This window comes from Pseudomonas granadensis, assembly GCF_900105485.1.
GTDB lineage: Bacteria > Pseudomonadota > Gammaproteobacteria > Pseudomonadales > Pseudomonadaceae > Aquipseudomonas > Aquipseudomonas granadensis.
The window spans coordinates 1801789-1815107 of sequence record NZ_LT629778.1; the positions used below are offsets into that span (position 1 = coordinate 1801789).

At 60.2% G+C, this 13319-nt stretch carries 9 protein-coding genes, 4 tRNA genes and 1 pseudogene; 12 read left to right on the forward strand and 2 right to left on the reverse strand.

Annotation, left to right across the window (positions count from 1 at the left end):
- The first annotated feature begins 67 nt into the window (after positions 1 to 67).
- From BLU52_RS07890 to BLU52_RS07940, 11 genes and pseudogenes are all read left to right on the forward strand, one after another.
- Positions 68 to 628 carry a CvpA family protein gene (locus BLU52_RS07890; protein WP_090282655.1) on the forward strand — a complete coding sequence of 187 codons (561 nt, stop codon included), beginning with the start codon at positions 68 to 70 and terminating at the stop codon, positions 626 to 628.
- Positions 629 to 669: 41 nt separating this feature from the next.
- Positions 670 to 2175 (forward strand): amidophosphoribosyltransferase, encoded by a 1506-nt coding sequence (purF, locus tag BLU52_RS07895; RefSeq protein WP_090282656.1) that lies wholly within the window; start codon positions 670 to 672, stop codon positions 2173 to 2175.
- 73 nt (positions 2176 to 2248) lie between these two features.
- Entirely contained in the window at positions 2249 to 3460 is a 1212-nt protein-coding gene (locus BLU52_RS07900) for an O-succinylhomoserine sulfhydrylase (protein WP_090282657.1), read from the forward strand.
- Positions 3457 to 4230, forward strand: a complete 774-nt coding sequence (locus BLU52_RS07905) for an SDR family oxidoreductase (protein ID WP_090282658.1) — start codon at positions 3457 to 3459, stop codon at positions 4228 to 4230. Before BLU52_RS07900 ends, BLU52_RS07905 begins: the two co-directional genes overlap by 4 nt.
- 183 nt (positions 4231 to 4413) lie before the next feature.
- A tRNA-Val gene (locus BLU52_RS07910) sits at positions 4414 to 4489 on the forward strand.
- A gap of 54 nt (positions 4490 to 4543) precedes the next feature.
- Positions 4544 to 4620: transfer RNA gene (locus BLU52_RS07915), tRNA-Asp, on the forward strand.
- Between the two features lie 93 nt (positions 4621 to 4713).
- A tRNA-Asp gene (locus BLU52_RS07920) sits at positions 4714 to 4790 on the forward strand.
- A 474-nt stretch (positions 4791 to 5264) separates the two neighbouring features.
- Positions 5265 to 8096: pseudogene (locus BLU52_RS07925) on the forward strand (xanthine dehydrogenase family protein molybdopterin-binding subunit).
- The gene (locus BLU52_RS07930; RefSeq protein WP_090282659.1) at positions 8089 to 8628 is read left to right on the forward strand and encodes a (2Fe-2S)-binding protein; all 540 of its coding nucleotides are present in this window, start codon (positions 8089 to 8091) and stop codon (positions 8626 to 8628) included. Before BLU52_RS07925 ends, BLU52_RS07930 begins: the two are co-directional and overlap by 8 nt.
- A 2-nt stretch (positions 8629 to 8630) precedes the next feature.
- The gene (locus BLU52_RS07935) at positions 8631 to 9866 is read left to right on the forward strand and encodes a c-type cytochrome (RefSeq protein WP_090282660.1); all 1236 of its coding nucleotides are present in this window, start codon (positions 8631 to 8633) and stop codon (positions 9864 to 9866) included.
- Position 9867: 1 nt separating this feature from the next.
- Positions 9868 to 10839 carry an XdhC family protein gene (locus tag BLU52_RS07940; protein ID WP_090282661.1) on the forward strand — a complete coding sequence of 324 codons (972 nt, stop codon included), beginning with the start codon at positions 9868 to 9870 and terminating at the stop codon, positions 10837 to 10839.
- A gap of 45 nt (positions 10840 to 10884) precedes the next feature.
- Here BLU52_RS07940 and BLU52_RS07945 read toward each other — a convergent pair whose 3' ends face one another.
- Positions 10885 to 12168, reverse strand: a complete 1284-nt coding sequence (locus BLU52_RS07945) for an NAD(P)/FAD-dependent oxidoreductase (protein ID WP_090282662.1) — start codon at positions 12166 to 12168, stop codon at positions 10885 to 10887.
- A 183-nt stretch (positions 12169 to 12351) separates the two neighbouring features.
- On the opposite strand from BLU52_RS07945, the gene BLU52_RS07950 reads away from it, so the two are divergent.
- Positions 12352 to 12428, forward strand: a tRNA-Val gene (locus BLU52_RS07950).
- Between the two features lie 126 nt (positions 12429 to 12554).
- Here BLU52_RS07950 and BLU52_RS07955 read toward each other — a convergent pair.
- The gene (locus tag BLU52_RS07955) at positions 12555 to 13085 is read right to left on the reverse strand and encodes a GAF domain-containing protein (RefSeq protein ID WP_090282663.1); all 531 of its coding nucleotides are present in this window, start codon (positions 13083 to 13085) and stop codon (positions 12555 to 12557) included.
- Positions 13086 to 13319 lie beyond the last annotated feature (234 nt).

Below are 13319 nucleotides of genomic sequence, written 5' to 3' on the forward strand. Positions count from 1 at the left end.
ATCGCAGCTTACCGAGAGGCATGCGCTCTGCTAAAATGCGCCGCCTTATCCGTCTGTAGGCTGCACTGTGCCATTTACCTGGGTTGACTGGGCGATCGTTGCAATCATCGCCATCTCCGCTTTGATCAGTCTGAGCCGCGGCTTCGTCAAGGAAGCATTATCGCTGGTGACCTGGATCATCGCAGGAGCCGTCGCCTGGATGTTCGGTGGCTCATTGTCCGAGTACCTCGCCGGATACATCGAAACTCCATCGGCTCGCGTGATCGCGGGCTGTGCCATCATGTTTGTCGCCACACTGATCGTGGGCGCAATGATCAATTATCTTATCGGCGAATTGGTTCGCGTCACCGGGTTGTCCGGGACCGATCGATTCCTCGGCATGGCCTTCGGCGCAGCGCGTGGCGTGTTGCTGGTGGTCGTGGCGGTCGGGCTGTTGAGCCTGGGGCCGGTACAGCAGGACGGGTGGTGGAAAGAATCACAGCTCGTACCCAAGTTTCTATTGGTCGCCGACTGGTCCAAAAACCTGATTCTCGGGTGGAGCAGTCAGTGGCTTGCCAGCGGAATCAGCGTACCCGCTGATATTCCGTTCAAGGAGCAACTCTTGCCGGCGGCGAAAACGCCTCAGTGAGTGTTGTTCAGTTCAGATCCATTAAGTAGGGGTTGCGTCGCATGTGTGGCATCGTCGGTATCGTCGGTAAGTCGAACGTCAATCAGGCGCTGTATGACGCGCTAACCGTGCTCCAGCACCGCGGCCAGGACGCTGCCGGTATCGTGACCAGCCATGATGGCCGGTTGTTCCTGCGCAAGGACAATGGCCTGGTGCGTGACGTGTTCCAGCAGCGTCACATGCAGCGTCTGGTCGGCCACATGGGTATCGGCCACGTCCGTTACCCGACGGCGGGCAGCTCGACTTCGGCCGAAGCCCAGCCGTTCTACGTCAACTCGCCTTACGGCATCACTTTGGCGCACAACGGCAACTTGACCAACGTCGAGCAGTTGGCCAAAGAGATCTACGAATCCGATCTGCGTCACGTCAACACCAGTTCCGACTCGGAAGTGCTGCTCAACGTATTCGCCCACGAGCTGGCCCAGCGCGGCAAGCTGCAACCGACCGAAGAAGACGTGTTTGCCGCCGTGACTGACGTGCACAACCGCTGCGTCGGTGGTTATGCGGTCGTGGCCATGGTCACCGGTTACGGCATCGTCGGTTTCCGCGACCCGCACGGCATCCGTCCGATCGTGTTCGGCCAGCGTCACACCGACGAAGGCGTCGAGTACATGATCGCCTCGGAAAGCGTTTCGCTGGATGTGCTCGGTTTCACCCTGATTCGCGACCTCGCGCCGGGCGAAGCGGTGTACATCACCGAAGACGGCAAGCTGCACACCCGTCAGTGCGCGACCAACCCGTCGCTGACCCCGTGCATCTTCGAGCACGTCTATCTGGCGCGTCCGGATTCGATCATTGATGGCGTTTCGGTCTACAAGGCGCGTCTGCGCATGGGTGAGAAGCTCGCCGAAAAGATCCAGCGCGAGCGTCCGGAGCACGATATCGACGTGGTCATCCCGATTCCGGACACCAGCCGCACCGCGGCACTGGAACTGGCCAACCACCTGGGTGTGAAATTCCGCGAAGGTTTCGTCAAGAACCGCTACATCGGCCGGACCTTCATCATGCCTGGCCAGGCGGCACGCAAGAAGTCGGTGCGCCAGAAGCTCAACGCCATCGAGCTGGAATTCCGCGGCAAGAACGTGATGCTGGTCGACGACTCGATCGTACGCGGCACCACCTGCAAGCAGATCATCCAGATGGCCCGCGAAGCCGGCGCGAAAAACGTCTACTTCTGCTCGGCGGCACCGGCGGTACGCTTCCCGAACGTCTACGGCATCGACATGCCGAGCGCGCATGAACTGATCGCACACAACCGTTCGACTCAGGACGTGGCGGATCTGATCGGCGCTGACTGGTTGATCTATCAGGATCTGCCGGACTTGATCGAAGCGGTCGGTGGCGGCAAGATCAAGATCGAGCAGTTCGATTGTGCGGTGTTTGACGGCAAGTACGTCACCGGCGACGTCGACGAGGCCTACCTGAACAAGATCGAGCAGGCACGCAACGATGCCTCGAAGGTCAAGACCCAGGCGGTCAGTGCGATCATCGATCTGTACAACAACTGAGTTTCTACCGGCCCTGAGGGGCCGGTTTTGTATCTGATAGTCAATTTTCGAGAACAGGGCAAGGAGTGACAGCATGAGTCAGGAATGGGATGCCGGTCGGCTGGACAGCGACCTCGAAGGCGTAGCGTTCGATACTCTGGCCGTACGCGCCGGTCAGCACCGTACGCCGGAAGGCGAGCACGGCGATCCGATGTTCTTCACCTCCAGCTACGTGTTCCGTACCGCCGCCGATGCGGCCGCACGGTTTGCCGGAGAAGTGCCGGGCAACGTCTACTCGCGCTACACCAACCCGACCGTGCGCGCATTCGAAGAGCGCATTGCTGCGCTGGAAGGTGCCGAGCAGGCCGTTGCGACCGCCACCGGCATGGCGGCGATCATGGCAGTGGTCATGAGCCTGTGCAGTGCCGGTGACCACGTGCTGGTTTCGCGCAGTGTGTTCGGTTCGACCATCAGCCTGTTCGAGAAGTACTTCAAGCGCTTCGGTGTGCAAGTCGATTACGTGCCCCTCGCTGACCTGTCGGCGTGGGATGCGGCGATCAAGTCCAACACCAAGCTACTGTTTGTCGAGTCGCCCTCCAATCCGCTGGCCGAGCTGGTCGATATTGCCGCGCTGGCGGAAATCGCTCACGCCAAAGGCTCTATGCTGGTGGTCGACAACTGCTTCTGCACCCCGGCGTTGCAGCAGCCGCTGAAGATGGGCGCGGACATCGTCGTGCATTCGGCGACCAAATTCATCGACGGCCAGGGTCGTTGCATGGGCGGTGTAGTCGCTGGCCGCAGCGAGCAAATGAAAGAAGTTGTCGGCTTTCTGCGTACCGCCGGGCCGACGCTGAGCCCGTTCAATGCATGGATTTTCCTCAAGGGTCTGGAAACCCTCAACCTTCGCATGAAGGCGCATTGCGCCAACGCGCAGGAGCTGGCCGAATGGCTGGAACAGCAGGTAGGCATCGAGAAGGTCCATTACGCCGGTCTGAAAAGCCATCCGCAGCACGAACTGGCACAGCGCCAGCAGAAGGCCTTCGGTGCGGTGGTGAGTTTTGAGGTCAAGGGGGGCAAGGAGGGCGCCTGGCGCTTTATCGACGCCACTCGACTGATTTCGATCACCGCCAACCTGGGCGACAGCAAGACCACGATTACCCATCCAAGCACCACCTCCCACGGCCGTCTGGCGCCGCAGGAGCGGGAAGCGGCGGGTATTCGTGACAGCCTGATCCGCATTGCGGTCGGTCTGGAAGATGTGGCTGACCTGCAGGCCGATCTGGCGCGCGGTCTGGCTGCGTTGTGATCGAATTGTCTACGCCGACCGCAGGCACCCATGGCCGCGTTGCGCTGGTCACGGGGGCCGCTCGCGGCATTGGTCTGGGGATCTCTGCCTGGCTGATCAGCGAAGGCTGGCAAGTGGTGCTGACCGATCTCGATCGCACGCGCGGCTCGAAAGTGGCGAAGGTGCTGGGTGAGAATGCCTGGTTCATCGCCATGGATGTCGCCGACGAAAATCAGGTCGCCCTCGGCGTAGCTGAGGTGCTTGGGCAGTTTGGCCGGCTCGATGCGCTGGTTTGCAACGCCGCTGTGGCTGATCCGCACAACATCACTCTGGAAAGCCTTGATCTGGCCTACTGGAATCGCGTGCTGGCGGTGAACCTCAGCGGGCCGATGCTGCTGGCCAAGCACTGCGCACCGTACCTGCGCGCGCACAACGGTTCGATCGTCAATCTGGCCTCGACCCGAGCCCGTCAGTCCGAAGCAGATAGCGAAGCGTATGCGGCAAGCAAGGGCGGGCTGCTGGCGCTGACTCACGCACTTGCAATCAGCCTCGGCCCGGAGATTCGCGTCAACGCCGTCAGCCCCGGCTGGATCGATGCGCGCGACCCCTCTGCGCGGCGCGCCGAACCCTTGGCAGATGCCGATCATGCCCAGCATCCGGCGGGCAGGGTAGGCACGGTCGAAGATGTCGCGGCGATGGTGGCGTGGCTGCTGTCGAGGAATGCCGGGTTCGTCACCGGGCAGGAATTCGTCGTCGATGGCGGCATGACCAAGAAAATGGTCTACACGTAGCGAGAGGCAGCTTCTAGCTTCAAGCTGCAAGTTGAAGCATGGTGGTGTACCTGCTGTGGGTGTTCATGCTTTTTCTTGTGGCTGATAGCTTGCAGCTAAAAGCTGTTTTTGAAAAAAACTCCAATCCTGCTATTGACTTAGGTTCGCTACCTGCGTAAATTTCGCGGCCTCGGAGATGCAAACGGGTGATTAGCTCAGCTGGGAGAGCGTCTGCCTTACAAGCAGAATGTCGGCGGTTCGATCCCGTCATCACCCACCACTCCCGAGAACTTGCGCAAGCAAGAACGTAGGCTGAAAGTGCCTGCACCGACGCGCAGCGGTAGTTCAGTCGGTTAGAATACCGGCCTGTCACGCCGGGGGTCGCGGGTTCGAGTCCCGTCCGCTGCGCCATATTTTACGAGTCAGAGCAATCTGGTTCGCGACTGCCAGGCACCGAAGCCTGCAGTCAAAACGAGTTACTTGAGCGCAAGCTCAAAGCGATACGCAGCGGTAGTTCAGTCGGTTAGAATACCGGCCTGTCACGCCGGGGGTCGCGGGTTCGAGTCCCGTCCGCTGCGCCATATCTGCTCCAAGGACCACTGAACGCCTTGAGGCACCGAAGTCAGCCAACGGTTGATTCGGAATCGATAGCAAAGACCCTGGTCGAAAGACCGGGGTTTTTTGTGTCTGAAATTTGATCTTCCCTCCTGAATCCAGCGCAAATCCCTTGTAGGAGTGAGCCTGCTCGCGATCGCGGTAGTCCAGTCGCCAACTTTGTGACTGAAGAATCGCAATCGCGAGCAGGCTCACTCCTACAGGATTCGATTTTCAAATCAATTGCTGCGGTACCACGCCGCATTGATTTTTTGATTATTTAGTCAGCTTTTTTGTGTCTGGTTGTTTGCTGCGGCCTCGGAAACCTTTAAAGTTAACCTTTCGGTCAGCTTTGCACTGTCAACACAGCTCTTTGCTTCGCCAGAAAGGGCTTCTGCAAGACTCGAGATCCCCAGTAGATAACCACAAGGGCGGATATATAACCGCCCAGAGGATGATCCATGTCCAACCGTGAAATATCCCGGCGCTCGTTCCTCCAGGGCGGGCTGGTGGCGGGTGTGAGCGTCACGCTCACGCCGCTCAGCAGTCAGGCGCTGGCTGCCTTGATGGAAAACAGCGTTACGGTGCCGTCCGAGCAGTGGCTCGGCCACAATGGCAAGGCGCGTCAGCGAAACGATGCCTTGTCCAAGGTCTGCGGCAGCAAAGTGTTTGCCCGCGACATCCGCTCCAAAGACATGCCGGGCTGGCCGCACCAGCAAGGCCACGCCATGTTGCTGAAAACCATCAAGGCTGACCGAATCTACAACGGCTTCGACCTGTCCTGGCTCGGCACCGAGTTGCAGCCGGACCGCATCGTCACCGCCGCTGACCTGGACAAGGACGGCATCGTCTTCCCCGAAGAGCACGCCCCTGATCCGCTGCTGCCGGAAGGCAAGGTACCGATGTTCATCGGCCACCCGGTGGCGATCCTGATCTGGAACGATTTCGAGCGTTTCCGTCAGGCCAAGAACCAGCTCAAATTCAACGACAAAGCGATTCGTTACGGCGACAAGGTGCCGTTCTACGAAGGCGATCCCTACGGCAGCTTCCGCTACGTACGTGTCGGCGGCCCGACGTCGGCGGATGAAGACGAGTTTGCCAGCCTCAAGGACTCGATCCTGTTCCCGATGCTCAAAAACCGTCGCCCGGTGTGGAATTCCCAGCCGGACCTGCACGGCAACCTGACCGAGCGCGGCCTGTTCTACGCCGAGCGCATGAAGAAAGAGATCGATACGCCGCCGGACAACTGGCTGGTGTTCGACGAGCGCTACAAGACCCCATCGATCGAGCCGGCCGCGCTGGAACCGGACAACGGCAACGGCTGGTACGATCCGCAGACCAAGACCCTGCACTTCGTCGTGGCCACCCAGTGCCCGCTGGAAGTGGCGACCGAGACGGCGAAAATGATCGCGCCGTCGCGTTTTGGCCTCGCCAATCTGAACATGCACCCGGGTTACACCGTCGGTTATGGCTCCAAGGACCACAACATTTTCGTCTACTACGCAGCCCTCGCTGCGCTGTATGGCGCTGGGGTGCCGGTGCGTCTGGCCAACGACCGCTACGAGCAATTTCAGAGCGGCATCAAGCGTCACCCGTTCGACATCCGCTACCAGTTGGCCGTGGACAAGAACGACTACACCTTCAAGATCTTCCGCGCTGAAATGAGCGTCGACGGTGGCGGTCGGGTCAACTACAGCCCGTCGGTGGCGGCGGTTGGTGCAACAGCGGCGCAGTCGATCTACTACATGCCGCAGAACGATCTGCAGGTCACGGCGTACCACTCACGTGCGGTGGAAGCAGGCTCGATGCGCGGTTACGGCACATTGCAGAGCATGGCGTCGACCGAAATGATGGTCGATGAAATCGCCGATCGCCTCGGCGTCGACGCAATTGATCTGCGGCGCAAGAACGCCCTGCGTTCGGGCATGAAAAACACTCAGGGCGCGATTCCTGCCGGTGCACTGCGCCTGCACGAAATTCTCGACAAGGCCGCGGTGCACCAAGTCTGGAAAAACCGCGAGGCGATCAAGCAGCAGCGCGAAGCGGCCGACCCGGACAACTGGTACGGCGTCGGTTTTGCCATTTGCCAGAAAGACTTCGGCACCGGTTCCGAAGCGCCGATGGCCAGCGTCGAGTTCAACGCTGACGGGCGCATCAGCCTTCGCCACATCGGCATCGAAATCGGCACTGGCATGTCCACCTCGCAAGCGCTGGTGGTTGCCGATTTCCTCGGCAGCCCGGCCCATGAAGTGAAAACCGGCGAAACCGAATGGAAGGAAATGCAGCTGATCACCAGTGGCAACCCTTACATCATGAGCCAGGCCGAGCAGGACAACCTGCTGCGCAACCCGCGTTGGGTCGGCAAATTGGCTTCGGCATCGTCCGCGACCAACTCGGCTTACTACTTCAGCCACGCCACCCGTGAAGCGGCGCGCGTGCTGTTCAATCATGGATTGTGGCCAGCGGCGCTGGAGATCTGGCGTCAGGGCCCGTATGGCGGCCAGGCCAACCCTTACGTGGTGCGTCGCGAAGATGCGCACTGGGTCGACGGCAAACTGACCGCCAACGGCATGCAGCCGCTGAGCTTTGAGGAACTGGCCAAGCGTGCTCACGAACGCGGTCTGGTCACCGCCGCTACCGTGCACGGTTTCAACCGCTGGAGCTGGGCCGAGGCTGAATACAGCATCGACGGTGTACGCGAGCGCCTGCCGCTTGACGGTCTGGCGGTGAAGTACGGTGATGGCGCGCCGCAAGCGAAAAAGGCGCAGATGAACAGCGCCGGTTTCCATTTGCTCGATCGCCAGAACATCAACTATCCGGTGGTGCAGTTGAATAACGCCGCGGTGACTTACTACAGTCCGGTCGCCACGCTGGTCGAGCTTAAGGTCAATAAAGGTTCTGCAGAAGTTGAAGTGCTCAACCACCATTCGTGAGTCGAGTGCGGCCGCGTGCTGGTCGAAGAACTGGTCAAGGGCCAGCTCGAAGGCGGCATCGCCATGGGCATCGGGCACGCTTTGATGGAAGACATGCCGCTGTACGAAGGCGGGCCGGGGGAGGGTGACTGGAACTTCAACCGTTATCGCTTGCCGATGGCCCGTCACGTTGCGGTGTGGAAGCAGACCGCGGAAATTCTGCCGCCGCTGTCACCGAGCGATCCGTCCAAGGGCATCGCCGAGGTGGTGATGATCCCGATTGTCGGCGCCATCGGTAACGCCGTGGCACACGCCATCGGTAAACGTGTTCGCGACCTGCCCATCACTGCTGCGCGCATCAAGGAGGCCCTCAATGGCTAACCGTCCGCTTCAACTGACCCTCAATGGTCAATCCGTCGGCCCGGTGGACATCCCTGATGACCTGCCGATGATCGACTATCTGCACGAATACAAAAACCTCACCGGTTCGCGTCTGGGCTGTGGCCAGGGCATCTGCCACGCCTGCGTGGTGATCGTCGACAACCCGGACGGCACCAGCGAAGAAGTGCGCACCTGCATCACTGGTGCGCATTATTTCGAGGGCAAAAAGGTTCGCACCATCGAGGCCCACGCCAAGCGTGACGAGCAGGGCCAGGTCACTGAGCTGAATCCGATCCAGCAACGTTTCGTCGATGAGTTCGCCTTTCAGTGCAGCTACTGCGCGCCGGGCTTCGTCAACGCCGCGACGGTATTGGTGGAAAAGCTGCAGCGTCAGCCAATCGTCAAAAGCCAGCTGGAACAGGTCATCGAGGACAGCCTCGGCCATCACGTTTGCCGTTGCACCGGGTACGTGCGTTATTACAACGCCACCCGCAACGTGCTGACCGATCTCGGCTTGGTCAAGGAGGGTTAAACATGAAGCGTTTACTGACCCGCCTGACGCTGGCGGTCGGCATTGCCGCGCCAGTGTTGTTCGCCCACGCCGATGAGCAGATCAAGCGCGGCGAATACCTCGCCCGCGCTGCCGACTGCATGGCTTGCCACACCGCCGCCGGTGGCGCGCCGTTTGCCGGCGGACTGCCGATCGTCTCGCCGTTCGGCACGATCTACGGCACCAACATCACTCCGAGCAAGAAATACGGCATCGGTTTGTACAACGATGACGAATTCTTCGCTGCGCTGACCGAAGGCAAGCGGCGCGACGGGGCGAACCTGTATCCGGCGATGCCGTATACCTCGTATCACCTGATGCCGCGCGCAGACTCCGACGCGATCCATGCCTATCTGAAAACCATCGAGCCGATCGAGCGTGCCGCGCCGGTCACCAGCCTGAGTTTTCCGTTTAACGTGCGCCCGGGCCTGATGGGCTGGAACATGCTCTATGGCAGCGCTCTGAAGCTGGAACCGGCCGAAGGCAAAAGCGAAGCGTGGAAGCGCGGCCAGTACATGGTCGAAGTGCTCGGCCACTGCGGCGAATGCCATACCCCACGCGGCCTGCCGGGCGCAATGCAGCTGGACAAGCGCTTGACTGGCGGCATCCTCAACGGCTACCTGGCGCCGAGCCTGCTCGCCACCGATCTGGCTGCGCGCGGCTGGAACCAGCAGGATCTGGCGGCGTTTCTTAAACACGGCATGAGTGCGCAGGGCACGATGTTCAACGAGATGTTCCCGGTGTTTCACAACAGCACTCAAGGCCTCAAGGATGCGGATCTGGCGGCCATGGCGACTTTCCTGCTCGGTGAGCAACCGCCGGCAGCCAAGGCGCTGGTTGAAGTGCCAGTCGCGCAGCTCGGTGCCAGTGCCCAGCGCGGTCGTCAGGAATACCTGAACGTCTGCGCCGGTTGTCACGCGGCGGGTGGCGAAGGCAAGCCGCACATCGCGGTGGCCATGCGCGGCAACACCACGTTGCGTCTGGAAGACCCGCGTAACCTGCTGCGGGTGATCGAGGACGGCATCGGCGAACAGAAGTTTTCCGGGTTCGAGCACATGCAACCAATGCCGGGTTTCGCCGACAAGCTCAGTCCTGAGCAACTGACCGATCTGCTCAACTACCTGCGTCAGGGCTGGGGCGGGCAATCGGCAGAGCTGGCGGTGAGCGAGGTGCAGAAGCTGCAAGCCGACGCACCGTCGATCGAGCACAAGGCGCACTGACATGCAGCATCTCGATCTGCAAGTGGTGCGCCGGGCGCTGGAGTGGTCACAGGCCGGGCAGCGCATCTGGCTGTGCACGGTGCTGGCGACCTATGGCTCGGCACCGCGCGCGCCGGGTTCGCTGTTGGCGGTGAATGACGGCGGGCAGTGGATCGGATCGCTGTCCGGTGGTTGCGTCGAGGAAGATTTCCTCCAGCGAGTCGCCGAGGGTGCGTTTCACGATGCCGTCACCGTTGTGCGTTACGGCGAGGGTGACGATCCGCGTTCGCGAGTCAGCCTGCCCTGTGGCGGCATTCTTGATGTGCTGGTGGAGAATCTCGATGCCGACTGCGAGGTGCAGGCGCATCTGCGCGAACTGGAGTCGGCGCTGCTCGGTCAGCGTCGTCTGATTCGTGAGGTCGATTTGGCCGATGGTGCGCGCAGTCTGTTCGCTGACCGCGAGCAGGGCGCGCGGATCGAGCGCGAGCTTGATCGGGTACGCATTCGTATCGGCGCGGCGCAGCGCTTGTTGCTCGCCGGGTATTCCAGCGTCGCGCAGGCGTGCGCCGAGTTCGCCGTAGGTCTGGGCTTCGAGGTGATTCTCTGCGACCCGCGCGATGAAGTGCTTGAGGGAGTCATACTCGATGGCGTGGAAATTCGCCGGCAGTTGCCGTCGGTGTTCATTGCTGACGGCGGCTGTCATCGTGATACCGCGGTGGTGGCGCTGACTCATGATCCGCGCATCGACGATCTGGCGATGATGGAAGCGGTGCGCACCGAAGCGTTCTACATCGGCGTGATGGGTTCACTGCAGACTTCGCAAAAGCGCTTCGAGCGTTTGCGTCGGATTGGCGGTCTGGGGGAGGGCGAGCTGGCGCGGATACATGCGCCGATCGGTCTCAATCTCGGCAGCAAGACGCCGGCAGAAATCGCCTTGGCGGTACTGGCGGATATCGTGCGGATTCGTAGCGGGATTCCTCGGGACCAGCTCTGAGTCGCGTTTCATGAAAAAGGGGCCGCTGTTCAGCGGCCCTTTTTTTTACATTCCGAATTTGTCGCGCAGTCCGTAATACCACGCGCCGAGCGCGGCGAAGGGTGTGCGCAGCAGCTGCCCGCCGGGGAACGGATAGTGCGGTAGATCGGCGAACGCATCGAAACGCTCGGCCTGACCGCGCAACGCTTCGGCTAACACCTTGCCCGCCAGGTGCGTGTACGTAACACCATGGCCGCTGCAACCTTGCGAGTAATAGATGTTGTCGCCAAGGCGTCCGACCTGCGGCAAACGCGACAGCGTCAGCAGGAAGTTTCCGGTCCAGGCGTAGTCAATCTTCACATCCTTGAGCTGCGGAAAAGCCTTGAGCATTTTCGGGCGGATAATCGCCTCGATATTGGCCGGGTCACGCGCGCCATACACCACACCGCCGCCGAAGATCAGGCGTTTGTCACTCGTCAGGCGGTAGTAGTCGAGCAGGTAGTTGCAGTCTTCAACGCAATAGTCCTGCGGCAGCAGTGCTTTGGCCAACTCATCGCCTAACGGCTCGGTGGTGATCACCTGAGTGCCGCACGGCATCGATTTGGCTGCCAGCTCCGGTACCAGGTTGCCGAGGTAGGCATTGCCAGCAACGATGATGAACTTGGCCCTGACCTTGCCCTGCGGCGTATGCACAACCGGATTGGCACCGCGTTCAATACGCACTGCCGGCGACTGTTCATAAATAAGGCCGCCGAGGGATTCAACGGCTGCCGCTTCGCCGAGCGCCAGGTTCAGCGGATGGATATGCCCGCCGCTCATGTCGAGCATGCCGCCAACGTATTGCTCACAACCGACGACTTCACGAATACGACGCTGATCCAGCAGCTCAAGCTGGGTGTGGCCGAAACGCTCCCAGAGGCGCTTCTGCGATTCAAGATGGCCCATCTGTTTGGGCGTGAGGGCGGCGAACACGCCGCCGTCCTTCAAATCGCACTGAATATTGTATTTGGCCACACGCTCGCGAATGATCCGACCGCCCTCAAAGGCCATCTGCCCAAGCAATTGCGCTTGCTTCGGGCCGACGCTGCGTTCGATCACGTCAATGTCCCGGCTGTAACTGTTGACGATCTGCCCGCCATTGCGCCCCGAAGCGCCGAAGCCGACCCTGGCCGCTTCCAGCACGGTTACGCGAAAACCGTTTTCCAGCAGAAACAGCGCCGAGGACAGTCCGGTGTACCCGGCGCCAATCACACAGACATCCGTCTCCACATCATCCTGTAGCGCCGGACGGGACGGCGCGGCGTTGGCCGACGCAGCGTAATAAGACTCTGGGTAAGGGGTGTTCGCCATCCTGCCGCCTCTGTTTAATATATTTTACGAGTGCACTGATCCTACCCGAGTTGAAAAACCTCCGCCAGCCACCGGAAAAACCGTGTTGCCGGGGGCAAATTAAATATTTTGCATATTCATAGGGTTAGGTGAAAAAAAGGTGTTGACACCCCTCCGGAATTCCGTAGAATGCCGCCTCACAGCAGGCACGTAGCTCAGTTGGTTAGAGCACCACCTTGACATGGTGGGGGTCGTTGGTTCGAGTCCAATCGCGCCTACCAAACAAAATCCGCTCTGCTGGGCGGTCTGGAAGGGCTCACCGAAAGGTGGGCCCTTTTTTGTTGTCTGGAATTTGCCAAGTCCGCTTGGTGACCAACGTAAATGAAAGGGCTTTCAAGCGTGTACGGTCAGGCGTTCTGCGGATTACTGCGTCCGTTTTCTTCTCCCGCCAGATTTGTGAAGAATATGCAGCCTATCAGCCTTGCGAACAGCGTCAGTGTTTCGGCGAGGTCCGGGTTATCGAACAGCACTGCCCGAGAGTCCAGCGCGCATAGAGCACCCCACAGCCGGCCATCCGGCAAGAAAACGGGCGCCCCTGCATAGCTCTCGATCGCAAATTGTTTCACCACTGGACGCGAGCACAGCCGACCGTCTTCACTGATTTTCGGCAGGAAAAGCACCTTGGGGTCGCGCCGAAATTCGCTGCAAAGCGTGGTCTCCAGATCCAGGGTATCGCCGACGTTGATACCCAGCTCGATCGGATCGTACGCCGAGCAAACTATCCATTCGGTTTCGGTAAATTTTGCGATCCCGGCAAAGCGTGTTCCGGTCAAGCGCGTTACGAGCTGCAAGATATTGGTTGTTGCTTCGATTTCGGCAATCGCCGAGCGCTCTTCTGCACTCAGGGATGCTTTGAGAACAGTCTCACTCATTTCCATACGTTCAAATCTCCGGATTGCTTCTGCGTTGCCGGGTCTGTCCCTGACCAAGGTTCTTGCCAGCGGCGTTAGCGTAGCCTTCCTCGCGGGCCTTTGTCACAGGACCATTTCCTGCATCGACCGTTCGCTTTCAGGTACGTTAGTCCAGCATCCACTAAAATAATGTGGATATTGAAGGGGTTACGGTCGTATTGAACCAGCCGGTTATCAGAAAATTGTTGTGACGGCAGGTGG

Coding starts and splice junctions, on each gene's coding strand:
- purF (WP_090282656.1), top strand. CDS start 670: ATGTGTGGCATCGTCGGTATCGTCGGTAAGTCGAACGTCAATCAGGCG.
- BLU52_RS07900 (WP_090282657.1), top strand. CDS start 2,249: ATGAGTCAGGAATGGGATGCCGGTCGGCTGGACAGCGACCTCGAAGGC.
- BLU52_RS07930 (WP_090282659.1), top strand. CDS start 8,089: ATGGCTAACCGTCCGCTTCAACTGACCCTCAATGGTCAATCCGTCGGC.
- BLU52_RS07935 (WP_090282660.1), top strand. CDS start 8,631: ATGAAGCGTTTACTGACCCGCCTGACGCTGGCGGTCGGCATTGCCGCG.
- BLU52_RS07940 (WP_090282661.1), top strand. CDS start 9,868: ATGCAGCATCTCGATCTGCAAGTGGTGCGCCGGGCGCTGGAGTGGTCA.
- BLU52_RS07945 (WP_090282662.1), bottom strand. CDS start 12,168: ATGGCGAACACCCCTTACCCAGAGTCTTATTACGCTGCGTCGGCCAAC.
- BLU52_RS07955 (WP_090282663.1), bottom strand. CDS start 13,085: ATGGAAATGAGTGAGACTGTTCTCAAAGCATCCCTGAGTGCAGAAGAG.